Annotated in this window: 22 protein-coding genes; 18 read left to right on the forward strand and 4 right to left on the reverse strand. The window is 70.4% G+C overall.

What is annotated here, in order from left to right; all coding sequences use genetic code 11:
• Positions 1–218: 218 nt before the first annotated feature.
• From LHJ74_RS07350 to LHJ74_RS07370, 5 genes are all read left to right on the forward strand, one after another.
• The gene (locus tag LHJ74_RS07350; protein WP_260216737.1) at positions 219–401 is read left to right on the forward strand and encodes a hypothetical protein; all 183 of its coding nucleotides are present in this window, start codon (positions 219–221) and stop codon (positions 399–401) included.
• Between the two features lie 41 nt (positions 402–442).
• Complete coding sequence (locus LHJ74_RS07355) at positions 443–1,120, forward strand: hypothetical protein (protein WP_260216738.1); 678 nt, start codon at positions 443–445, stop codon at positions 1,118–1,120.
• Positions 1,117–2,247, forward strand: a complete 1,131-nt coding sequence (locus tag LHJ74_RS07360; protein WP_260216739.1) for a DUF6895 family protein — start codon at positions 1,117–1,119, stop codon at positions 2,245–2,247. Before LHJ74_RS07355 ends, LHJ74_RS07360 begins: the two co-directional genes overlap by 4 nt.
• A gap of 68 nt (positions 2,248–2,315) precedes the next feature.
• Positions 2,316–3,236: a DUF6895 family protein gene (locus tag LHJ74_RS07365; protein ID WP_260217362.1), complete on the forward strand. Its 921-nt coding sequence runs from the start codon at positions 2,316–2,318 to the stop codon at positions 3,234–3,236.
• Positions 3,233–4,360 (forward strand): serine hydrolase domain-containing protein, encoded by a 1,128-nt coding sequence (locus LHJ74_RS07370; RefSeq protein ID WP_375546683.1) that lies wholly within the window; start codon positions 3,233–3,235, stop codon positions 4,358–4,360. Before LHJ74_RS07365 ends, LHJ74_RS07370 begins: the two co-directional genes overlap by 4 nt.
• 22 nt (positions 4,361–4,382) lie before the next feature.
• Here the strand turns inward: LHJ74_RS07370 and LHJ74_RS07375 are convergent, their stop codons facing one another.
• On the reverse strand, positions 4,383–6,629 hold the full coding sequence (locus tag LHJ74_RS07375) for an ATP-binding cassette domain-containing protein (protein ID WP_260217365.1): 2,247 nt from the start codon (positions 6,627–6,629) through the stop codon (positions 4,383–4,385).
• Between the two features lie 369 nt (positions 6,630–6,998).
• On the opposite strand from LHJ74_RS07375, the gene LHJ74_RS07380 reads away from it, so the two are divergent.
• Positions 6,999–7,541 (forward strand): cysteine hydrolase family protein, encoded by a 543-nt coding sequence (locus LHJ74_RS07380; RefSeq protein WP_260216740.1) that lies wholly within the window; start codon positions 6,999–7,001, stop codon positions 7,539–7,541.
• Between the two features lie 66 nt (positions 7,542–7,607).
• Here the strand turns inward: LHJ74_RS07380 and LHJ74_RS07385 are convergent, their stop codons facing one another.
• Positions 7,608–8,543 (reverse strand): LysR family transcriptional regulator, encoded by a 936-nt coding sequence (locus tag LHJ74_RS07385; protein ID WP_260216741.1) that lies wholly within the window; start codon positions 8,541–8,543, stop codon positions 7,608–7,610.
• Positions 8,544–8,687: 144 nt separating this feature from the next.
• On the opposite strand from LHJ74_RS07385, the gene LHJ74_RS07390 reads away from it, so the two are divergent.
• The 9 genes from LHJ74_RS07390 to phzG all read left to right on the forward strand — a co-directional run bounded on the left by LHJ74_RS07390 (position 8,688) and on the right by phzG (position 17,502).
• Positions 8,688–10,139, forward strand: a complete 1,452-nt coding sequence (locus tag LHJ74_RS07390; RefSeq protein ID WP_260216742.1) for an MFS transporter — start codon at positions 8,688–8,690, stop codon at positions 10,137–10,139.
• 109 nt (positions 10,140–10,248) lie between these two features.
• Positions 10,249–11,304 carry an aldo/keto reductase gene (locus LHJ74_RS07395; protein WP_260216743.1) on the forward strand — a complete coding sequence of 352 codons (1,056 nt, stop codon included), beginning with the start codon at positions 10,249–10,251 and terminating at the stop codon, positions 11,302–11,304.
• A gap of 33 nt (positions 11,305–11,337) precedes the next feature.
• Positions 11,338–12,213 (forward strand): sulfurtransferase, encoded by an 876-nt coding sequence (locus tag LHJ74_RS07400; RefSeq protein WP_375546684.1) that lies wholly within the window; start codon positions 11,338–11,340, stop codon positions 12,211–12,213.
• A complete protein-coding gene (locus LHJ74_RS07405) occupies positions 12,210–12,353 on the forward strand; it encodes a hypothetical protein (RefSeq protein ID WP_260216745.1) in 144 nt (47 codons plus the stop codon). Before LHJ74_RS07400 ends, LHJ74_RS07405 begins: the two co-directional genes overlap by 4 nt.
• A 524-nt stretch (positions 12,354–12,877) precedes the next feature.
• On the forward strand, positions 12,878–13,846 hold the full coding sequence (locus LHJ74_RS07410; protein ID WP_260216746.1) for a ParB/RepB/Spo0J family partition protein: 969 nt from the start codon (positions 12,878–12,880) through the stop codon (positions 13,844–13,846).
• Positions 13,847–13,937: 91 nt separating this feature from the next.
• The gene (locus LHJ74_RS07415) at positions 13,938–14,561 is read left to right on the forward strand and encodes an isochorismatase family protein (RefSeq protein ID WP_260216747.1); all 624 of its coding nucleotides are present in this window, start codon (positions 13,938–13,940) and stop codon (positions 14,559–14,561) included.
• Complete coding sequence (locus LHJ74_RS07420) at positions 14,558–16,513, forward strand: anthranilate synthase family protein (protein ID WP_260216748.1); 1,956 nt, start codon at positions 14,558–14,560, stop codon at positions 16,511–16,513. The genes LHJ74_RS07415 and LHJ74_RS07420 overlap by 4 nt, the downstream gene beginning before the upstream one ends.
• A complete protein-coding gene (locus LHJ74_RS07425; protein ID WP_260216749.1) occupies positions 16,513–16,848 on the forward strand; it encodes a hypothetical protein in 336 nt (111 codons plus the stop codon). The genes LHJ74_RS07420 and LHJ74_RS07425 overlap by 1 nt, the downstream gene beginning before the upstream one ends.
• A gap of 6 nt (positions 16,849–16,854) precedes the next feature.
• Positions 16,855–17,502 (forward strand): phenazine biosynthesis FMN-dependent oxidase PhzG, encoded by a 648-nt coding sequence (gene phzG / locus LHJ74_RS07430; protein WP_260216750.1) that lies wholly within the window; start codon positions 16,855–16,857, stop codon positions 17,500–17,502.
• Positions 17,503–17,636: 134 nt separating this feature from the next.
• Here phzG and LHJ74_RS07435 read toward each other — a convergent pair whose 3' ends face one another.
• Positions 17,637–18,476 (reverse strand): PhzF family protein, encoded by an 840-nt coding sequence (locus tag LHJ74_RS07435; protein WP_260216751.1) that lies wholly within the window; start codon positions 18,474–18,476, stop codon positions 17,637–17,639.
• A 177-nt stretch (positions 18,477–18,653) separates the two neighbouring features.
• On the opposite strand from LHJ74_RS07435, the gene LHJ74_RS07440 reads away from it, so the two are divergent.
• The 3 genes from LHJ74_RS07440 to LHJ74_RS07450 all read left to right on the forward strand — a co-directional run bounded on the left by LHJ74_RS07440 (position 18,654) and on the right by LHJ74_RS07450 (position 20,806).
• Entirely contained in the window at positions 18,654–19,145 is a 492-nt protein-coding gene (locus LHJ74_RS07440) for a PhzA/PhzB family protein (RefSeq protein ID WP_260216752.1), read from the forward strand.
• On the forward strand, positions 19,142–20,173 hold the full coding sequence (locus LHJ74_RS07445; RefSeq protein WP_260216753.1) for a methyltransferase: 1,032 nt from the start codon (positions 19,142–19,144) through the stop codon (positions 20,171–20,173). Before LHJ74_RS07440 ends, LHJ74_RS07445 begins: the two co-directional genes overlap by 4 nt.
• Positions 20,174–20,323: 150 nt before the next feature.
• Entirely contained in the window at positions 20,324–20,806 is a 483-nt protein-coding gene (locus LHJ74_RS07450) for a VOC family protein (RefSeq protein WP_260216754.1), read from the forward strand.
• A 22-nt stretch (positions 20,807–20,828) separates the two neighbouring features.
• Here the strand turns inward: LHJ74_RS07450 and LHJ74_RS07455 are convergent, their stop codons facing one another.
• Positions 20,829–22,049 (reverse strand): MFS transporter, encoded by a 1,221-nt coding sequence (locus LHJ74_RS07455; protein WP_260217366.1) that lies wholly within the window; start codon positions 22,047–22,049, stop codon positions 20,829–20,831.
• Positions 22,050–22,114 lie beyond the last annotated feature (65 nt).

The following is a 22,114-nucleotide window of genomic DNA, read 5'->3' on the forward strand; positions in this document are numbered from 1 at the left end:
CGGGAATCATCGCGGCGCGGGTGTGGATCGGCCACCGGATTTGTGCCGGACGCGCGAAGCACTCTCCCCCGAACGGCCCATGGCGCTCCCTCAGTTGTCGAGGAAATCCGCTGGTGGGAGCGGGCCTTGGGAAGTTCCCGCCCACTGGGTTTGCAGAACCGTGCATATCGGTTTCTACTGACTAAAGTCAGACAACCTACCCCTTAGGGGATGATCCCATGATGCCCGTTGGCACTCCGAACACCCTGGCTACCGAGACGATGGCGGACGACGTCGAATCGCTCCTCAACCCCACAGAAGCAGACGGAATCTTCCGTGACTCGGCCGAGTGCGCCGGCCTCCTGCTGTTCGTCGGTGCGCTGCTTCTCTCGCCGCAGACCCCGCGGCCGAAGAAGGGCTGACTCGAATCGTGTCAGCGGAGCACTCTGATACTGCGAGCCGCGTGTCGGACGTAGTACAGGAATTCGCGTCAGTGGTCGTCCTCGCCCTTCGGGGCGGGGGCGACCCCTTTGACCTGCTGGGTTCGGTGCTGAGCCGTTCCGACGACCCGGCGACGGTCGCGGCCGTACGGGTGCTGGGGGCCGATGCGTTCGCCCCGTGCACCCTGCGCGGCAAGACACCCACGGACGCCGATGTGGCGCTGGTCGAAGGCGCCGTCGGAGCCTTCCCGCCGAAGCCCGGTGCGTCGTCCGCCAGCGCGTGGAGTCACTGGGGCATGCGTGCGGCGCTGCACCGCGTACGGACGGGTGCACCGGGTCCCGACCTGGGTCCCGAACCGGACCCGGAAACCGGCTGGGTCGCAAGCGAGCCCTGGCAGCGCATGACCCATCAGCTCTCCCAACTCGCCGCGCTGGCCGTCCCCGGCCTGCCCTCTCCGCTGGCGGCGGCGGTCGCCAAGCGGCCGGTGGACCTGGCGCGGGGCTTCGTACGGGCGGTGCGGCGGCGGGACTGGCTGCAGGCGGCCGGAGCGGGGCGCTGGCTGGCGGTGACCGAAGGGGTCCCGGCCTCGCTCGGGCTCGACGGCGGCCTGGACCTCATCCACCACATGGGTGCGGCTGACGCCCGTGTGGCCCTCCAGGTACGGGCCGCGCAGCTCGCCCGCGAAGGAGCGTCCGGGTGAGCGCGGCGCATTCCACGGCGGCGCAGGACACCGCGGCGGAGCTGGACCGTGTCTCGCTCTCCGCGCTGTCCTGGCTGCACGGCCACCTCCCGGACTTCCGGCTGCCCGAGGACGTCACCGCACCCGAGGTGAGCCGCAGCCTCACCCTGAAGCCGCTGGCGGAGCTTGCCGAGATCAGCTCGAACACTCTGCGAGTGAGCCCCGCAGGCAGCGTTCAGCATCAACTCGCGGGTGAACTCCTTGACTTCGCCTGGTGCGAGACCGGCCAGGGCGAACTGCTCCAGACGTTGGCACGCGGTGAGCCGTACGCCACCTACCCGCTGGAGGTCTACGGGGCGTTCGCCGAAGCGGGGCTGCGGCACCCGCAGTTCGAGGAGTTCGCCCGTTTCATCGCCACGACACGGGCGTGGGGGCTGGCCGAACACGAGCCGACCCGCAAACTCGCGCTGCTCAACGTGCAGCGCAGGCTGGGCGTCTGTCCCGGACCGGACTGGCCCGAGGACGGCCCGGGCGCGGGCATCGAGGCGAGGATCGCGGACGCGTACCGCGCCGAAGCAAAGTTCGACGAGGCGATGCGGCGCACCTGGCTGGGCGGTCTGGCCGAGCCGTGGACCTTCGAAGTGCACGCGGGATACGCCCTGACGCACTACGTCTTCCATGTCACCAACTGGGGTGCGGAGCCCGAGCGGCTCCCGGTGGAGGTCTGCGACCACCTCACGTTGTGGCTGCCCGCCTGGCTGGACTCCTGCGCGGAGAGCGAGTTGTGGGACCTCACCGGCGAACTGCTGGCCGTCGCCGCGAGCCTGCCCGGCTCCGGCCCGTGGCAGGTACCGGTCGCTGAGGTGTGGGGGGCATACGCGAGGGCGCAGAACGCCGCGGGAGCCATCGCGGAGTCCGGGCCGCCGCCCGCCGTCGATGTGCGGCCCGTGCCGGGCAGCCGGGAGTCCTTCCTCTCCTGCTACCACTCCACTCTGGTCGGCGCCTTCGCCGCCGTACTGACCGCCGCCCGCATCCGTGCCGCCGCCGTGCCGCCGGATGCGGCACCGGGATTGTCACGGGCCCCGGCACCGGAATCCGGAACGCGCGCGGCACCCGTCCCTTCGACGTCCGGTGGAGGCCGTTCGTGACCAGTCGCCCGTCCAGTTCCCCCACAAGCCCGCCCCCGCCCGGCCCCCTCGCGACGAGCGCACCTCCCATCAGCCCGCAACTGCTGCACCGCGTGGGTGCCGGAGCGCTGGAGTGGCTCGCGGCGAACCGTACGCACTTCAGGGCCCGGACGGACGCGTCCACTTCGGCCCTGGAGATCGGGGAGCGCTTCAAGCCCATCGGTGAACTCGCCGTCATCGGCAAGGTGCTCTTCCGCGAGGGCGTCGCCGGATCCCAGCAGTCCGCCATCATCCGGAAGCTGCTCGACTACGCCTGGCGGGAGGTGCTGGACGGAGGTGAGCTGCTGGCCTGGCTCCAGCGCCGGGAGCCGCTCTCGCCCATCCCGCTGGAGCTGTACGTGCCGTTCCAGGAGCTCGGCTACCGCAATCAGGAGGTCGAGGGCCGGGCCCGGCTCGCCCGGGGGCTGACCAGCTGGACGGCCCTGGAGATGGCGCCCAACCGGCGGCTCGGCCTGGCCCGGGTCGAGATCCGTGCGGGGCTGCCGCCCAGCATCGAGGTGGCGGAGGCCGCCCGGCGCACCTGGCTGGGGCGTACGCCCGAACCGTGGACGGCCGTCTACCACATCGCGTACGACGTCACCCACACCGTCTTCCACCTCACCGACTGGGGAGAGCATCCCGAGGCGCTGCCAACGGACATCGCCGACTATCTCGAACTGTGGCTGCCGGTGTGGATCGAGGACTGGGCCTCCGTCGAACACTGGGATCTGCTCGGTGAGCTGCTCGTCGTCGACGCCTGCCTGCCGCGTCCCACCCTCGACCCGGCTGCCTGGCAGCTGTACGCGGCGGCGCAGCAGCCGGACGGTGCGATGCCCGTGCAGCGCACCCTGCCGCCCGGAGACCCGGCGGACACCTTCGACCTGGCCTATCACCCCACGCTGGTCGCGGCGTTCGCCTCGGTGATGGCCACCTCGCGTGCCATGACGGCGCTGACGGTGCCGCAGCCGTGACCCGGGCGGGTGTCCGTACGTCCGCCGCGGCCGTATCGGGCTACGACGCCGATCCGGAGGTGGCTCCGCTGCTGTGCTCGGCGGTGTGCGGCTTCGACGCGCCCGACGTCGTCCTCGCGCACTCCCAGCACGGGCGGCGCACCGTCGTCACCGGTGGTACGGGCCCCGCGGCCCCCGGCACGCCGCGTGAGGCGCTGCGTTACGAGATCGGTTCGGCATCCAAGACGCTGACCGGCCTGCTGCTCGCGGACCTGTCTCTGCGCGGTGAGCTGGAACTGGACGACCGCGCACTGGACCACCTGCCCGCGCCGCACGCACACCGGCATTCACACCTGCACCGGCATCCGCACCCGGATGCGCGCCCCCACCCGCATCTCAGCGCCGTCACCCTCCTGCACCTGGTGACCCACACCGCCGGACTGCCCCGGCTGCCCTGGGACTTCTACCCTCAGGCGCTGCCACACTGGCGCACCAATCCGTACGCCGGATACTCGCGCGAGCGGCTGCTCGCCGCCTTCGCGCGCAGCCGCCCCCGCCATCCGCCCGGCAGGCGCTGGCACTACTCCAACTTCGGTGCCGCCCTCCTCGGCCCGGCACTCTCCGGCGCCGCCGGGAGCCCGTACGAGCGGCTGCTGTCGCGGCATATCTTCGAGCCGCTGGGCCTGTGGGAAACCGGGACCGTGCCGCTGGGGGCAGGTAAGGACGCGACTGGTCACGCCGGCGACGGAGTGACCGCGCTCCCGCCGTTCGACGCCGGCGGTTTCTTCGCGAGCGGTGCGGTCAGGGCCACGCCGGGGGATCTGCTGAGCTATCTGGAAGCCCATCTGTCCCCCGGTGACGCGCCCCCGGGGCTGCGCGCGGCACTGCGTGAAGTCCAGAAACCCGTACTCAGACGGGGGCTGGGGTATCGCCACACGCACACCCTGTCCTGGTTCCGTCACCCCACCGACGAAGGCCCGCTCTACTTCCACTCGGGCGCGACGATGGGCCAGGAGACGTTCCTCGGCTTCCGCCCTGCGACCGGCACCGCGCTGGTAGCCCTCGCCACCCGCCGCTACACGCGCTCCCGCGCCCTCGGGCCCACGGCCTACCGCCTGCTCACCGGCCGTTCGCCGGGGGCCTAAGGGCTGTCCCCGGCTTTAGCCGCTACGCGCCGGAACCGGCGCCCACGTACCGCCGCAGGTGCTCCGCCGTGAGCGTGTCCCCGTGCGCGACGAGGTCGGCCGGCGTGCCGGTGAAGGTCACCTGCCCGCCGTCGTGGCCGCCGCCCGGGCCGAGGTCCACGATCCAGTCGGCGCGGGCCATCACCGCCTGGTGGTGCTCGATGACGATCACCGTGTTCCCGTCGTCGACCAGCCGGTCCAGCAGGGCCAGCAGTTGGTCCACATCCGCCATGTGCAGCCCCGTCGTCGGCTCGTCCAGCACGTACGTCGCCGACTTCTCCGCCATGTGGATGGCGAGCTTGAGCCGCTGCCGCTCGCCGCCGGAGAGGGTGTTCAGCGGCTGCCCGAGCCGCAGATAGCTCAGCCCGACATCGACGAGCCGGTCGAGGATGGTGCGCGCCTGGCCGCCGGGGAAGAACTCCTGCGCCTGGGCCACCGACATGCCCAGTACCTCGCTGATGTTCTTTCCGCGCAGCGTGTACGTCAGCACCTCGGGAGTGAAGCGCCTGCCTTCGCACTTCTCGCAGACGGACGCCACCCCGGCCATCATCGCCAGGTCGGTGTAGACGAGGCCCAGGCCGTTGCAGGTGGGGCAGGCGCCCGCCGAATTCGCGCTGAAGAGCGCCGCCTTGACGCCGTTGGCCTTGGCGAATGCGGTACGGACGGGGCCCAGCAGTCCGGTGTACGTGGCCGGGTTGCTGCGGCGGGAGCCGCGTATCGGTGTCTGGTCGGCCACTACCACGCCCTCCAGCGGCGACACATAGCCGTGGATGAGCGAGCTTTTGCCGGAACCGGCGACACCGGTGACCACGGTCAGCACACCGAGCGGGAGATCGACATCGACGTTCCTGAGGTTGTGCAGCCCCGCCCCGCGCACCGGCAGTTGCCCGCGCGGTTCCCGTACCGTCTCGCGCAGCCGGGCCCGGTGCTCCAGGTGCCGCCCGGTCAGCGTGTCGGAGGCGCGCAGCCCGGGGACGTCGCCCGTGTAGCAGATCCGGCCGCCCGCCGTGCCCGCGCCGGGTCCGAGGTCCACTACGTGGTCGGCGATGGCGATGACCTCGGGCTTGTGCTCGACGACGAGCACCGTGTTGCCCTTGTCGCGCAGGAGGAGCAGCAGGCCGTTCATGCGCTGGATGTCGTGCGGGTGCAGTCCGATGGTGGGCTCGTCGAAGACGTAGGTGACATCGGTCAGGCTGGAGCCGAGATGGCGCACCATCTTCACTCGCTGGGCCTCGCCGCCGGACAGCGTGGAGGAGGTGCGGTCCAGGCTCAGATAGCCGAGCCCGATCTCCACCAGCGAGTCCAGCGTCTGGCGCAGGGTGGCGAGCAGCGGGGCCACGGATTCGTCCTCGATGCCGCGCACCACCCCGGCCAGGTCGCTGATCTGCATCGCCGAGCACTGGGCGATGTTGACGCCGTCGATGGTGGAGGACAGCGCGGCGGGGCTGAGCCGGGTGCCGCCGCAGTCGGCGCAGTCGGCGAAGACGACGGCCCGGTCCACGAAGGCCCGGAGCCCGGCCTGCATCGACTCCCGGTCCTTGCTGAGGTAGACCCGCTGGACCTTGGGGATCAGGCCCTCGTACGTGATGTTGTTCGTGCCCACCTTGATCTTGGTGGTGGGCCTGTACATGAGGTCGTCCCACTCGGCGGGGGTGAAGTCGCCCAGCTTGGTGTCGGGGTCGTAGAAGCCGGAATGGGCGAGGACCTGCCAGTACCAGGAGTCCACGGCGAATCCGGGGACGGTGACGGCCCCCTCGTTGAGCGACCGCTGCCGGTCCACCAGCTGGTCGATGTCGATCTTCGACACCTGGCCCAGCCCCTCGCAGGTGGGGCACATGCCCTCGGCGCTGTTGAAGCTGAAGGCGGTCGAGGTGCCGATGTGCGGGGTGCCGAGGCGGCTGAAGATGATCCGCAGCATCGTGTACGCGTCGGTCGCCGTGCCCACGGTGGAACGGGAGTTGGCCCCCATCCGCTCCTGGTCGACGACGATCGCGGCACTCAGGTTCTCCAGGCTGTCGATGTCGGGCCGCCCCAGGCTCGGCATGAAGGACTGGATGAACGCGGTGTAGGTCTCGTTGATCAGCCGCTGCGACTCGGCGGCGACCGTGCCGAAGACGAGCGAGGACTTCCCGGAGCCGGAGACTCCGGTGAAGACGGTCAGCCTGCGCTTGGGTATGTCCAGCGAGACATCCGCCAGATTGTTCTCCCGGGCGCCCCGCACCCGGATCACATCGTGACTGTCAGCGGCGCCCACCCCGCCAGTCCCCGGGCTGAACGGACCGGACGCACCGGACGTACTGAAACGGACATCGACTGACATGGAACCGGCTCCCCTTGGCTGCCCTGCACCTGTACCTGCACCTGCACCGTGACCACCCGCCGCGACACCGACGGCCGCCCGACGCTACCCGCCCACCCCCGCCTGCGGCGAACGGGTTGTCCGCGACGGGCCTCTGGGGACTTCGTAGATCACGAGCACGATGGGTCCGTCCTCGGGGAGGATCTGCGCGAGAAGTCTGAAGCGGCTTTCCATCGAGTGGGTGCTTCCTGTGTGAACAGGTGTATATCCACCGCTATCGAGCCCGGAGGTGTCACATCCATGGCGAAGTCGGCAGTCATCATCGGTGATCTTCAGGTCGGCATCACGCGCAACTACCCGTTCGCGGCGGAGCTGGTCCCGCAGGCGGCCGCTCTTGCGGCTGCGGCCCGGGAGCGGGGGGACCTTGTCGTGTTCGTGCGTACGCAGCTCCGGGCGAACGGCACGGACGTGCCGGAGCGGAACGCGGCCGTGCAGGCGGCATTCGCCATGGGTGACGACTTCCACGAGGGCTCGACGGGCGTGGAGCTCGATCCTGGTCTGGGCCGCCGGCCCGGTGATGTCGTCGTCACGAAGAAACGGGTAAGCGCCTTCGCCGGGACGGACCTCGACCTGGTGCTGCGCAGCAGCGGTGCCGAGACGCTGGTCGTCGCCGGTGTCGCGACCGGCGCGATGGTGGCGGCCACGGTCTACGATGCCGCGGACCGCGACTTCCGGGTCCGCGTGGCGAGCGGGGTCTGTGCCGACCCTGTCGATGAGGTGCATGACTTCCTGGTCGGCACGCTGTTCCCGGGCCGCGGAGTCGAGATCCTCACCGGCACCTGACCGGTGCACCGGGCGGAACAACCGGCTATCGGGGTCATGGCGTCACCCCGTCACGGCGCCACTCCGTCACGGCGCCACCGTCACGGCGTCAGGTGGGGCGGGGTCGCTCAGGGTGAGGGACCTGGCGGCCTCGGCGGCCGTGCGGGCGAAGGCACGGACGGCGCCGGTGTGGTCGCCCGCGCGCCAGACCAGGCCGTAGCCGAGTGGCGCCGCATCCGCGAAGGGGACGTAGGCGACGCCCGGACGGGCGCGGTAGGTGGCGGTGTGCGCGGCCGAGAGCAGGGCGCCCTTGCCGCCCGCGACGAGCGTCAGCGCCTCCTCCATGTTGGTGATGGCCGGGCCCCGGCCGATCGGACGGCCGCTGGGGGTGTGCGAGGGGACGTGGTACTCCCGCCAGTAGTCCGGGAGTTCACCGTCGATGGTGAGCAGGGGGACGTCCGCCAGGTCTTCGAGTGTCAGCGAGTCGCGTCCGGAGAGCGGGTGTCCGGTGGAGATTGCCAGCACCCGGGCCTCCGTCAGCAGCGCCTGGCTGCCGCCCAGATCGTCCTCGCGCATCGGGAACGGGGTGAGCTGTACGTCGAACTCGCCTTTGCGCAGCTGCCCGTAGGGGTCGGAGAGGGTGACTTCGCAGATCTCCACCGCAAGCCCGGGATGGCCGGCGCGCAGGGCCTCTGTCGCCTTCATGACGATCTCTCCGGCCAGCGGGTTGGAGAACCCGACGTGCAGCACCCCGTCGGTGCCGCGTGCGGTGGCGCTCGCACGGGCGAAGGCGGCCTCGATCGCGCGATGGTGCGGGGTGATGTCCTTGCGCAGGCTGTGGCCGAGGGCGGTGAGGGCGACGCGTCGGCTCGTACGGACGAACAGTGGGGCACCGACGCGGCGTTCCAGGCGCTGGACCAGCTGGCTCACCCGGGCCCGCGACAGCCGCATGCGGTCGGCTGTGCGGCCGAAGTGCAGCTCTTCGGAGAGGATCAGAAAGCAGTCCAGCTCATCGCGTTCCATGGAAGTCCCCAGGTGTGTCCGGCGGGCAGGCACGATCGGTAAGTCTGGCTGAATGAACGTTGCGATGTTCGCCGTTGTTCCACCGCGCGCGGTGATCGAAGCTGAGGGAGCCAGTAAAAACCTCCCGTCTCGTGAGGAATCCATATGAACACGATCAGTCCGCGCAAATGGGGCGTACTGTTCGTCCTGTGCGGTGCGATCTTCCTCGAAGGCATCGACATCGCCATGCTCAATGTCGCCCTGCCGTCCATCCGTGCCGATCTCGGGCTGGCCACCGGGCAGCTCCAGTGGGTCATGAGTGCCTATGTCCTCGGCTACGGCGGCTTCATGCTGGTGGGCGGCCGGGCGGCGGACCTCTTCGGGCGTCGCCGGATGTTCGTCTTCTGGCTCGGCGTCTTCCTGCTCTTCTCCGGCCTCGGGGGTTTCGCGACCGAGGGCTGGATGCTGATCGTCGCCCGGTTCGTCACCGGGGTCGCCGCCGCCTTCATGACCCCGGCGGGACTCTCCCTGGTCACCACGAGCTTCGAGGCCGGACCGCAGCGCAACAAGGCGCTGCTCATCTACTCCGGCACCGCCGCGGGCGGCTTCTCCGTCGGCCTCGTCGTGGGCGGTCTGCTCACCTCGATCGGCTGGCGCTGGGTGTTCTTCGCGCCGGTCGTGCTCTCCTTCCTCATCCTGGTCGCCGCGCTCGCGCTGATCCCGAAGGCGCCACGTCCGGACCGGAGCGGCCAGCGCATCGACCTGGCGGGCGGCGTCACCATCACCGCAGCCATCGTGCTCCTCGTCCTCGGTGTCGAACGGGCCTCCCACACCGGCCTGGACTGGACTCTCGGCACCCTCGCGGCGGGCCTGGCCGCGCTCGCCGTCTTCGTCGGGGTCGAGCGGCGTACGAGTCAGCCACTCGTACGCCTGGGCATCTTCCGGAACGGGCCGCTCGTCCGCGCCAACCTGGCCGGGCTGCTCTTCTTCGCCGGGTTCTTCGGCTTCCAGTTCCTTCTCGTGCTGTATCTGCAGGAACTGCGCGCATGGTCGGTCCTGGAGACCAGCTTCGCGCTGATGGTGCTGGGCATCGACGCGGTGCTCTCGCCCACGCTGACCCCCAGGCTGGTCAGCCGGTTCGGCAACGCCCGGGTGATCTTCGGAGGGATGCTGCTGGCCGCGCTCGCGTACGCCCTCTTCCTGCCGGTCGGCTCGGACTGGACCTATCTGGTGATGCTGCCCAGCCTCGTCCTCCTCGGGCTCAGCTTCTCGCTGGCGTACGGGCCGCTCACCATCGCGGCCACCGACGGCATCGAGGAGGCGGAGCAGGGCCTGGCCGGAGGGCTGCTCTACACCTCCCTCCAGTTCGGCGCCGCGCTCGGGCTCTCGACGGTGACGGCGGTCAACGTGGCCGCGACGGACGGGGATACGCCCGCCGCGCTGCTGGACGGCTACCACGCGGGGCTGGTCGTACCGCTGGCTGCCGCGCTGCTCGCGGCCGTGATCAGCGCGTTCGGGCTGCGTGCGGGGGCGCGGCCGGTCGCCGGGCCCGCCCCACCGCCGGCAGCACAGCCAACGGCCGAGTCAGTAGCCGAGCCAGCGATAACGGGGCTGTAGTTCCGTTAATAGTCAGAGTCGTGGTACGTTGCTCTCGTCTTAACGGGCCCAAAGCTCCGTTAAGACGAGAGTAAGGCGAGAGCCGTGCACCACAAAGGAGGAATCACCCATGGAATACCGACGGTTGGGCGCATCCGGGCTCGTGGTCCCCGCACTGAGCCTCGGCACCGGCACCTTCGGTGGCTCGGGTCCGCTGTTCGGCCACTGGGGCAGCACCGACGCCCAGGACGCCCGGCGGCTCCTGGACATCAGCCTGGAGGCGGGCATCACCATGTTCGACACCGCCGACGTGTACTCGGGCGGTGCGTCGGAAGAGGTGCTGGGTCAGGCGATCAAGGGCCGCCGGGACGAGGTGATCCTGTCGACCAAGGCCGGCCTGCCGATGGGCGACGGACCGCAGGACGCGGGCACCTCACGCTCGCGGCTGATCAAGGCGACCGAGGACGCGCTGCGCCGCCTCGGCACCGACTACATCGACCTCTTCCAACTGCACGCCTTCGACGCCGGTACGCCGGTCGAGGAGGTGCTGTCCACGCTCGACCAGCTGGTCAGCCAGGGGAAGATCCGCTACACCGGTGTCTCCAACTTCGCGGGCTGGCAGCTGATGAAGTCCCTCGGCGTCGCCGCCGAGCACGGCTACCCGCGCTATGTCGCCCACCAAGTCTACTACTCGCTCGTCGGCCGCGACTACGAGTGGGAGCTGCTGCCCCTCGGCCTCGACCAGGGGGTCGGCGCGATCGTCTGGAGCCCGCTCGGCTGGGGGCGGCTCACCGGCAAGGTGCGGCGCGGCCAGCCGCTGCCGGCCGGGAGCAGGCTGCACCAGACCGCCGAGTTCGGCCCGCCCGTCGAGGACGAACACCTCTTCAGCGTGGTCGACGCCCTCGACGAGGTCGCCCAGGAGACGGGCCGGACCATCCCGCAGATCGCCCTCAACTGGCTGCTGCGTCGGCCGACGGTCTCCTCCGTCATCATCGGCGCCCGTGACGAGAAGCAGCTGCGCCAGAACATCGGCGCCGTCGGCTGGACCTTGGAGCCCGAGCAGGTCGCGAAGCTCGACGCCGCGAGCGGCAAGCCCGCGCCGTACCCCTACTTCCCGTACGAGCGCCAGGAGGGCTTCGCCCGACTCAACCCGCCGGTAGGGCGGGACCGCGGTCTTTCCGCGTGAACGGGCCGGCAGGGCGCTACCGTGGGGCGCCCGATGTCGCACCCGAAGAGGCGGTCCGAAGTGCCAGATGCGCAGGACACCCTGATCACCGTGCCCGAACTGCGCGAGCTGCTGGCGGCCGGATCGCCGCCGCACCTGCTCGACGTGCGCTGGAGCCGCTCGGGACCGCCTCCGCTGGAGCACTATCTGGCCGGACACCTGCCGGGCGCGGTCCGCGTCGATCTGGGCGCTGACCTCGCCGGGCCTCCCGGCGCGGGCGGTCGGCACCCGCTGCCCGGGACTGCCGGCTTCGAGGCGACCATGCGCCGCGTGGGCGTGCGGGGCGGGGAGCCGGTCGTCGTCTACGACCAGCGCGACGCCACTGCCGCCGCCGCCCGGCTGTGGTGGATGCTGCGGTACTTCGGGCACCGGGACGTACGCGTGCTGGACGGCGGCTACGAGGCGTGGGAGCGGGCAGGCGGCCCGGTCGTACAGGGGCGGGGCGAAGAGCCCTCCGCGCCGGGGGACTTCACCGCCGTGCCGGGCGGGATGCCCCGGCTGACCGTGGACGAGGTGCCGGGCTTCGCCGCCGAGGGCGTACTGCTGGACTCCCGGCTCGGCGAGCGGTTCCGGGGCGAGGTGGAGCCGCTCGACCCGGTCGCCGGGCACATCCCGGGCGCCGTCTCCGCCCCCACCTTCGACAACAGCGCGCCGGACGGCCGCTTCCGGCCCCCCGGCGAGCTGCGCGAGCGCTTCCGCGACCTCGGGGTCACCAGCCGCACCCCTGCCGCGGCCTACTGCGGCTCGGGCGTGACGGCCGCACATCAGGTGCTGGCGCTGCGGCTCGCCGGGATCGACGCGGCGCTGTACGTCGGGTCCTGGAGCGAGTGGATCGCGGACCCCGACCGGGAGGTCGCGACCGGGCCGTGACTCTTGAGGTCCCTCGCGCCCTGGAAGAGCGCCTGCGGGACATCCGGGAGTACTCCGGGAACGAGGTGGACACCTGGGTGTCCACCTCCGGCGGCCTGCCGGACCGGCTTCCCTCATCAGCTTCCCTGCCACGGTTCTGACGAAGAATTGCAGCTGTGAGCCGGGAATTGTAGTTGTGCTAACGGAATTGTCGTGCCGTGAAAAAGTTGCAGCTGTGATCTGTGCAACACGCATTTCAGGACAGCTGCGCCCGCTCCGGATCCTTCCCGGGTTTCGGCGGTGCACCTCGGCCACCAGCGGGCCACATGATCGGTTTCCGCGCGTGGCGCGCCGTCAAGACGGGCATTCTGGCCAACCCCTCACCGCGTCAGAATTTTCGCTGTTGACGTGATCGCACCTCACCTCCAACCATGCTTTGAGCCAGTAAGGAATTCCGCCGGACGGGGGAGCACGGGGCGGTAGGCGGAAACGCAACGAATAACAGGTCTCCTGAGCCAGTCCGTGGACCAGACATGCCCACCTGTGTTGCTGGCGGCGGCAGTTGAACGGCGCGCTGCACGATCACTTTCGGTATCCATGGCGACTGAAGGGCGTAGACGTGGTCAATTTCGCTGCGAGCCCGCCACGGGAAGCACCTGAATACCCCGGTGCGGGGACGAGCGAGGTGACGGGGGATCTACTGGCGGCCCCGGGGCCGGTGGTCACGGTCGCCGTCGGCGCTCTGCGGAGCGCCGGTTCACCCCGCACGGCGGGCCCGGATCTGGACCATGTCCGGGCCCTGGCCGGTACCTCCGAGGAGTTGCCGCCGATCGTCGTCCACCGTACGACGATGCGCGTCATCGACGGCCTGCACCGGCTCCAGGCGGCCCGGCTGCGCCGTCAGCCCGAGATCGCCGTCCGCTTCTTCGACGGCGACGCCGACGACGCGTTCGTCTTCGCGGTCCGTGCCAACGTCGTGCACGGGCTGCCCCTTTCCACTGCGGACCGCAAGGCGGCGGGATGCCGCATCGTCGCCTCCCACCCGCAGTGGTCCGACCGGCTCATCGCCTCGGTGACCGGACTCTCCCCGCGCACGATCGCCGAGCTGCGCCGGGGGAGCGCCGCCCCCAAGGTTCCAGAGCGCGGCCGGGTCGGCCGGGACGGGCGCGTCCGGCCCGTGAACAGCCTGGAACAGCGCAGGCTCGCCAGCGACATGCTCCGGGAGAACCCTCAACTCTCCCTGCGCCAGGTCGCCGCCGCCGTGGGCATCTCCCCGGAGACGGTACGGACGGTGCGTGCGCGCCTGCTCGGTGGCGAGGATCCGGTGCTGCCCCGGCGCCGGGGCGCACGGCGGGCACCGGCGGCGGCCGGACCGGTGGACACGACGGTGCGAAGCCACGTACCCGACCTCTCCCGCACGGTCCAGCGGCTGCGGGCCGACCCTTCGCTCCGGTTCACCGAGACCGGCCGGGCCCTGCTGCGTCTGCTCGAGGTCCACATGCTGAGCAACGAGAAGTGGACCGCCCTCGTCCATGAAGTCCCCCCGCACACCCGGCACGTGATCGCGAAGCTGGCGGCCGAATGCGCCGACGGCTGGCGCCTGCTGGCGGAGCAGCTCGCGCAGGAGGAACCGGACGCCCACGACCGGAGATAGCAGCACCACGAACAACGCGCCGACCGCGGGAACCCCTGCACTCCTTCCCGGGGCTCGGTCGCTCCCGGACACACGCTGAGGACGGACGGACATGGTTGGCATCCCGACGATCGAGCCCTACTCGCTACCGACACCGGATGACCTGCCGGGCAACACCGCACCATGGGTCGCTGACCCCGACCGTGCCGTACTGCTGATCCACGACATGCAGCGGTTCTTCCTGCGGCCGTTTCCCGACGTCATCGCCGAACAGCTCATCAGGAACACCGCGACGCTCCTGGACCGGTGCCGGGCGCTCGGTGTGCCGGTGGCGTACACGAAGCAGCCCGGCGGCATGACGCGCGAGGAGCGCGGTCTGCTCAACGACTTCTGGGGGCCGGGCATGCGGGTCGACCCGGCGGACCGCGAGGTGGTGGCACCGCTCGATCCGGCGCCGGACGACTGGGTGTTCACCAAGTGGCGGTACAGCGCCTTCTTCCGCTCCGGGCTGCTGGCCCAGCTGCGGGAGCACGACAGGGACCAGCTGATCATCTGCGGCGTCTACGCGCATGTGGGCGTGCTGATGAGCGCCGTCGAGGCGTTCAGCAACGACATACAGCCCTTCATGGTCGTCGACGCCACTGCCGACTTCTCCGCCGACTACCACCGGCTGGCCCTGGAGTACGCGGCGGAGCGCTGCGCGGCGGTCGTCACGACGGCGGAGGTCTTCACATGACCGGTGCCGACCTGCTGGACGAGGTGCTGGCGGCGCCGCCCGGCGCGCCGTTCGCGCTGCTGCACCGCCCCGAGGCCGCCGGCCCGGGAGCGGGCCCCGACCGGCTGGACGTACTGCTCGGCGAGATGACCACCCCGCCGGCTCTGGCGGACATCCCGCTGCCCGAGGACGTCTCGGGAACGGGCAATGACGTGCTGGTCGCCGTGCCGTACCGGCAGATCACCGAACGCGGCTACGCCTGCGCCGACGACGGCGTGCCGCTGCTCGCCATGCGCGTCACCGACCAGGTGGTGCTGCCGCTCCAGGAGTCGCTGGAGCGGATACCGCTGACGCCGATCCAGCTGGCGGGCGGCCACTTCGACGTGGACGACGACGCGTACGCCGAGATCGTCCGCCGGATCGTCCGGGACGAGATCGGCAGGGGTACGGGCGCCAACTTCGTACTGAAGAGGTCCTACGTCGTCGACATCGAGGACTACTCCGCAGCAAGCGCTCTCACCCTCTTCCGCCGCCTGTGCGAGCTGGAGTCCGGCGCCTACTGGACCTTCCTGCTGCACACCGGCACCCGCACGCTGGTCGGTGCGACTCCCGAGCGGCACGTCAGCCTGCACGGCGGGGACGCGGTGATGAACCCGATCAGCGGCACCTACCGCTATCCGCCGGACGGGCCGACGCTCGAAGGCCTGATGGAGTTTCTCGGCGACGGCAAGGAGAGCGACGAGCTGCACATGGTCGTCGACGAGGAACTGAAGATGATGGCCCGGATCTGCGAGGACGGCGGGCGGGTCGTCGGTCCGTTCCTCAAGGAGATGGCCCGGCTGGCGCACACCGAGTACTTCATCGAGGGCCGCTCCCGCCGGGGGCCCCGCGAGATCCTGCGGGAGACCATGTTCGCGCCGACGGTGACGGGCAGCCCGCTGGAGAGCGCATGCCGGGTGATCAGCCAGTACGAGCCGTCCAGCCGCGGCTACTACAGCGGTGTCCTGGCGCTCATCGGGCGGGACGGCCGGGGCGAGCGGTTCATGGACTCCACGATCCTGATCCGTACCACCGACATCGACAGCGCGGGACGGGTGACGCTGGGGGTGGGGTCCACCCTCGTCCGGCACTCCGATCCGGCTTCCGAAGCCGCCGAGACCCGCGCGAAGGCGGCCGGTCTGCTGAACGCGCTGGACACCGGACGGAAGCTGCGGTTCGGCCAGGACGCAGGCGTGCGGGCCGCGTTGAGCAGGCGCAGCACCCAACTGGGGGGATTCTGGCTGTCGGAGCGGCCCCGGGCGGAGTCCTCGGCACGGGCTGAGTCCGCGGTGCGGGAGGGGTCCATGGTGCGGGAGGAGCGGCAGCAGGACGGGGCGGGGTGGGCCGCCGGCCCGCTGGCGGGGCGGCGGGCGCTCGTCGTGGACGCCGAGGACACCTTCACCGGAATGATCGGGCATCAACTCCGGTCGCTCGGACTGGAGGTGGCCGTCCGGCGGTTCGACGAGGACTACTCCTGGCACGGGCACGATCTGGTCGTGATGGGCCCGGGCCCGGGCGACCCGCGCGAAACCAGTCACCCCCGCATCGCCCATCTGTACGGGGCGATCGCGAAACTGCTCTCCCAGCGACGGCCGTTCCTCGCGGTCTGCCTCAGCCATCAGGTGCTCAGCCGCACCCTCGGCCTGGAGATCGAGCGCTGCGAGGTGCCCCACCAGGGCGCACAGCGCACGATCGACCTGTTCGGCGACCGTGAACGGGTCGGCTTCTACAACACCTTCGCCGCGCACAGCGCCGACGGCAAGGTCGAGGCCCCGGGCGTCGGGCTGGTCGAGGTCAGCCGGGACCTCCGGACGGGCGAGGTGCACGCCCTGCGCGGGCCGCACTTCGCCTCACTGCAGTTCCACGCCGAATCCGTGCTCACCCACGGCGGCCCCCGTATTTTCGCCGACCGAATCAAGGAGGTGCTGGGCTGATGAGAGCGACGATCGCCTGGTGGGACCTGAGCGATTCCGAGCAGACCATCGACTCGCTGCGGGTCTATCTCCGGGACGAAGGGGTGAGCCCCTGGGAAGCGGTGAAGGGGCTGCGCCTGAAGTTCTGGATCTCCGACCGGGCGGGCGACCGCTGGGGCGCGGTGATGCTGTGGGAGTCGGCGGACGTCGGGGATCAGCCGCTGCCGCCGCACCGGGCCGCCGAGTTGATCGGCTACCCACCCACCGAGCGGGTGCGCTTCGATGTGGAAGCCACCGTCGAGGGGATTTTCACCCATACGCAACTGGCCGGGCGAGGCTTGGCCTTGGAGGAATGAGCAGCGATGACCGGGACTACCGACAACACCGCGCCGACATCCGCACCGGCCGCCGCACTGGTGCTGCCCGAGTTCGACAAGCCGCCGGCCGATCCGATCGCGCTGTTCCGCGAGTGGTTCGACACCGCGGTCGAGCGTCAGGTGCAGGAGCCGGGCGCGCTCGCACTGGCCACCTCGGATACTTCGGGGCGCCCTTCGAACCGCATTATCTCGGTGATCTCTATTACGGAGGTGGGGCTGGTCTTCGCCAGCCACAGCAACAGCGGCAAGGGCCGTGAGATCGAGGCCAACGGGTGGGCGTCCGGGCTGGTCTACTGGCGGGAGACCAAGCAGCAAGTCCAGCTCATGGGCCCGGTCGTGCAGCTGACCGATCACAAGTCGGACGAACTGTGGGCGGGACGCCCGCCGTTCCTCCACCCGATGTCCGTCGCCTCGCACCAGAGCGAGCCGCTGGACGACGAGGAGACGCTGCGGGCGGAAGCTGAGCGGCTCGGGAGGACCGAGGGGATGCTGCCCCGGCCCGCCGCCTGGGTGGGTTACCAACTCGTGCCGAGCATGGTGGAGTTCTGGCAGTCCAGCGACGACCGGCTGCATCGCAGGCTGCGTTACGACCACAGCGCCGAGGGCTGGACCAGCATGCGGCTCCAGCCCTGACGGCGGACCGGCTCCCGGGATCGACGGCCCGGGGGCCGGGCCTTTACCGAGGGCGCCTTTGACGAGGTGCCTTTGACGAGGGTGACCCCGCCGAGGCACCACCGGCGAGAGCGGCACCACCGCCTCGCGGCCGCTCAGAGCCGGAGGCTGCCCCGGGCGACCACCACGGCCGAGCCGCCCACCTCGACACCGTCGATCCGCTCCGCGCTGCCCGTCACCCGCGCGTACATCCGGGACGGGCGGCCCATCTCGACGCCCTGGAGTATCTCGATCTCCTGGCCGAACGGGGCCAGCCCGTGCCGTCCGAGGTGTATCGCGAGCGGGCCCGCGGCCGATCCCGTCGCCGCGTCCTCCGCCACGCCGTAGGCGGGTGAGAACATCCGCATCCGCCAGTGCGCCCCCTCGCCGGCGAAGCAGTTGGCGGCCATGTCGAGGTGCTCGGCCAGGGCACGGAGGTCGGGGCGCACCCGGGAGAGCGCGGCAACACTCTCCAGCCCGACGTAGACGTGCCGCGGGCCGTTGCGGTAGACCTCCACCGGCAGCACGGAGTCCTCCAGCCCGAGGGCCGCGAGCAGCTCGTCCGCCTGTGCGTACGGCTCCCAGGTGGGCACCGGCTGGCGCATGCGGGCGGAGGTGATGGCGCCGCCCTCTCCCCGCTGGAAGGTGAACGGGATGGTGCCCATCGCCGTCTCCAGCCGTATCCCGTCGTCCGTGCTCGACGCGCCGAGCACGATGGCGGTGCCCAGCGTGGGGTGCCCGGCGAAGGGCAGTTCGTTGACCGGCGTGAAGATGCGCACCCGCACGTCCCCGTCGCTGGTGGGCGGGAGCACGAACGTCGTCTCCGAGAGGTTCATCTCGCGTGCGATGCGCTGCATGAGTGCGGCGGAAATGCCGTCCGCCTTCAGGAATACGGCTACCGGGTTGCCTTCCAGGGCGGTCTCGGTGAACACATCTGCAATCACGTAGTCGGACATTCCCTTACCGTAGCGGGCGCCACCGGACTCGCCAAGAAAAGAAGTTTAGGAGTCAATGTTTCCAGGTGTCCAACTGTGGATTTTCCGAGGTTGGACACCCCGTCTGAGAGCGTCCGGGTGAGTGTCTGTCCAACTGGACACTTGAGGACGACATTACCCAGCTGCTAAGAAATCCATATGACCGATGCCACCGCGAACACATCCGGATTCCAGGACGCCACGGAGCTCCGCCGCCGTCACCGTGCCGTGGTCGAGGACTATATGGGCCGGAAGGGCGAGACGCGTCTGACTCGCTACCTTCTCTTCACCGAGGACGGCAGCGCGGGCCTCTACACGGGCGACACTCCCGAGCCGATCGTGTCACGCGGACACGAGAAGCTGGAGGCCCATGGCCGGTGGTCGCTCCAGATATTCCCGAACTGGGTCTGGTACAACATCGAGGTTTCCGAGACTCAGGATCCCAATCGGTTCTGGGTCGAGTGCGACGGCAAGGGCGAGATCCATTACCCGGACTACCCCGCCGGTGAGTATCGCAATCATTTCATCCACCACTTTCTCATGAAGGACGGGAAGATCGTCACGCAGCGAGAATTCCACAACCCGTACAATCAGATGCGTGCACTCGGCATTGACATCCCGGTGATCAAGCGCGCGGGGATTCCGACGTGACCTCCGAGACGAACAACGGGATGCGGGTCGACTTGCAGGCCTCGCAGAAGGCCATCGAGATGATCACCGGTGGCTGGCGTGCCCAGGCGGTCTACACCGCCTGCAAGCTGGGCCTGCCCGACCACATCGAGAAGGGGCGCACCACCAGCGTCGAGCTGGCCGCCGCGACGGGTGCCAAGGAGGAGGGCGTTCACCGCCTGATGCGGCTGCTCGTCGCGATGGGAGTCTTCGACGGCTCGGAGGACAGCGGATACGGGAACACACCGGTCAGCTCCGTACTGCTGGACCGCCCCGGTTCGATGCGTGACATGTGCCTGCTCTACGGCGAGGAGTTCTACACCGCCTGGGGCCACGCCCCGGAGGCGATCAGCACGGTCAGCGCGGGCTTCGAGGTGGCGTACGGAAAGCCGCTGTACGAGTACCTCAGCCAGGACGAGGACGCCTCCCTCCGCTTCCAGCGGGCGATGAAGGCGGGCAACCTCTTCTTCGACTACGTGCCGGAGATCTTCGACTTCTCGGGCAAGAGCGTCGTCGACGTCGGAGGCGGCAACGGCCAGCTGCTCGCCTCCGTGCTCGGCGCCACACCCGACGCCCGCGGCACCCTGCTCGACCGCGAGCATGTGGTGCCCGCGGCCCGGGAGAACCTCGCGGCCACCATCGGTCTGGACCGGGTCGAGATCGTGGGCGGCAGCATGTTCGACGCCGTACCGCAGGGCGGGGACGTCTATACGCTCTGCCGGGTGCTGGCGGGCTGGGAGGACGACGACGTCGTCGGGGTCTTCGAGAACTGCCGCAGGGGGATGGCCGACGCGTCCTCGCGGCTGCTGATCCTCGAACGCGTCGTGGTGGACGACGGCTCCACCGTGCTGCCCGCCCTGTGGGACCTCCACCTGCTGATGACCAACGGCGGGCGCCACCGTACGGTCGAGCGGTTCCGGGGCATGCTGGACCGGGCCGGGCTGGATCTGGTGGAGATCGCCGAGCTGCCGGCGGAGACGACGGCGCTGATCGCGGCGCCCCGCGCCTGAGACGCCCCGCGCCGGAGAGGCCTCACGCCTGAGAGGCACGGCGCCCGAGGGTGGACCGCCGCCGCGGTCCACCCTCTCGGCCGCCCCGATGAGTTTCCGCGCCGGGAACCGTCGGTATGGGTAGCAGCACCCCAGCCCACGGAGGTAGCGATGAACACCGACGGCTTCACCACCTGCCTGTGGTTCGACGACCAGGCCGAGCAGGCGGCGCAGTACTACACCTCGATCTTCCCGAACTCCCAGCTCGGTGAGACCGTCCGCTACACCGAGGCCGGACCGGGCCCGGCGGGGACGGTGATCACCGCCGACTTCGTCGCCAACGGCCAGAAGTTCGTGGCGCTCAACGGCGGGCCGGAGTTCACCTTCGACGAGGCCATCTCCTTCCAGATCCACTGCGACGACCAGAAGGAGGTGGACCACTACTGGAGCGAGCTGACCAAGGACGGCGGCGAGGAAGGACCCTGCGGCTGGGTCAAGGACAAGTTCGGCCTGTCCTGGCAGGTGGTCCCCGTCCGGCTGATGGAGATGATCAGCAGCCCGGACCGTACGAAGGCTGCCCGTGCCACCGAGGCGATGCTCTCGATGACCAAGCTGGACGTGGCCGCCCTCGAGAAGGCGTACGCGGGGGAGTAGCCGCAGCCGCTGCGCCGCCGCCTCAGGCTGCTTCCGGCGCCCGTCGGCGGGTGGCGACGACGACCAGTCCGCCGACGGCGGCCAGTGCGGTGAGCACCACGGCGAAGACCGTCGCCCCGGTCGTCAGCCCCGCCGCGTCGCTGAGGTACCCGGCCGCCACCGGCAGGGCACCGGCGGGCAGATAGCCGCCGACGTTGAGCGCCGCGTTGGCCTCGGCCAGGCGTTCGGGCGGGACGGAAGAGTTGAGCAGTGACAGCCCGCCGAGCTGCCCCATCCCCTGCCCGGTGCCCGCCAGTACGGCGGCGACGGCCAGGACCGGGACGGACGAGGTCTGCACGGCACCGATCAGCGCGATCATGGCGGCCGTCGTACTCGCGGCTCCGGCGGCGAGGATCGTACGCCTGCCCAGGCGCCGGACGGCGAACTGCACACCGGTGGCGCCGAGGAACATCACGAAGGCCAGGGCTCCGGCGACCACCCGGCTGGTCGTACCGAGCAGACCGGAGAGCAGCGAAGGGCCGAGCGAGAGGACGAACGCGGTCGCGGTGATGCCCGGGGCGAACACGGCGATGCCGAGCAGGAGCGGAAACCCGCTTCCGTGCGGCACGCCCGGCACCCGCACCCAGGCGCCTTTCACGGCATCCGGGGAAGCTGCGGCGCCGGGGGCCGGGGCGGGGCGCGGCAAGGGCATGCGCAGCACGACGGCGATCGCCGTCGCCAGCAGCACCGCCTCCACCAGGAAGACCGTGGAGGTCGGCGCCGGGAGGGCCTCCGAGAGCACCCCCGCCAGCAGTGGCCCCAGTCCCGCCCCGAACACCATCGCGCACGAGGCGAGCAGCGCGGCCAGCCGCCTGCGTCCCGGCCCGGCCACCTCGGTCACCGCAGCCATCCCGGCGGAGACGACGGCGCCGACGGCGATTCCGGAGAAGAGCCGCGCCGCGACCAGTGCGGCAACGCTCGACGCGGTCGCGAAGATCAGACAGGCGGCCACGGCCAGTGCGAGTGCGGGCAGCAGCACGGGCCTGCGGCCCAGCCGGTCGGAGACCACTCCGGAGACCAGCAGCGATCCCAGCAGTCCGACGATGTAGCTGGCGAAGACCACGGTCAGGGTGCCCCGGGAGAAGCCGATGTCGCGCTGCCAGAGCACGTACAGCGGCGTCGCCGCGTTGGAGAGGACGAACACGGCGGTCACGGGCCAGGCCGCCGCCCAGATCCACCAGGTCGGCGCGGCGGTACCTCCGATGTCCGCGCCGGTGCGTGTGTCACCTCCGGTGCGTGTGTCACCTCCGGTCGTCGTTCGGCTCCACG

Source organism: Streptomyces gossypii, assembly GCF_025165795.1.
Classification (GTDB): Bacteria; Actinomycetota; Actinomycetes; order Streptomycetales; family Streptomycetaceae; genus Streptomyces; species Streptomyces gossypii.

Excerpts from the sequence above, each read along its gene's own strand:
- LHJ74_RS07350 (WP_260216737.1), top strand. The coding sequence starts at position 219 with ATGATGCCCGTTGGCACTCCGAACACCCTGGCTACCGAGACGATGGCG.
- LHJ74_RS07380 (WP_260216740.1), top strand. The coding sequence starts at position 6,999 with ATGGCGAAGTCGGCAGTCATCATCGGTGATCTTCAGGTCGGCATCACG.
- LHJ74_RS07385 (WP_260216741.1), bottom strand. The coding sequence starts at position 8,543 with ATGGAACGCGATGAGCTGGACTGCTTTCTGATCCTCTCCGAAGAGCTG.
- LHJ74_RS07390 (WP_260216742.1), top strand. The coding sequence starts at position 8,688 with ATGAACACGATCAGTCCGCGCAAATGGGGCGTACTGTTCGTCCTGTGC.
- LHJ74_RS07395 (WP_260216743.1), top strand. The coding sequence starts at position 10,249 with ATGGAATACCGACGGTTGGGCGCATCCGGGCTCGTGGTCCCCGCACTG.
- LHJ74_RS07400 (WP_375546684.1), top strand. The coding sequence starts at position 11,338 with ATGTCGCACCCGAAGAGGCGGTCCGAAGTGCCAGATGCGCAGGACACC.
- LHJ74_RS07415 (WP_260216747.1), top strand. The coding sequence starts at position 13,938 with ATGGTTGGCATCCCGACGATCGAGCCCTACTCGCTACCGACACCGGAT.
- LHJ74_RS07420 (WP_260216748.1), top strand. The coding sequence starts at position 14,558 with ATGACCGGTGCCGACCTGCTGGACGAGGTGCTGGCGGCGCCGCCCGGC.
- LHJ74_RS07425 (WP_260216749.1), top strand. The coding sequence starts at position 16,513 with ATGAGAGCGACGATCGCCTGGTGGGACCTGAGCGATTCCGAGCAGACC.
- phzG (WP_260216750.1), top strand. The coding sequence starts at position 16,855 with ATGACCGGGACTACCGACAACACCGCGCCGACATCCGCACCGGCCGCC.
- LHJ74_RS07435 (WP_260216751.1), bottom strand. The coding sequence starts at position 18,476 with ATGTCCGACTACGTGATTGCAGATGTGTTCACCGAGACCGCCCTGGAA.
- LHJ74_RS07440 (WP_260216752.1), top strand. The coding sequence starts at position 18,654 with ATGACCGATGCCACCGCGAACACATCCGGATTCCAGGACGCCACGGAG.
- LHJ74_RS07450 (WP_260216754.1), top strand. The coding sequence starts at position 20,324 with ATGAACACCGACGGCTTCACCACCTGCCTGTGGTTCGACGACCAGGCC.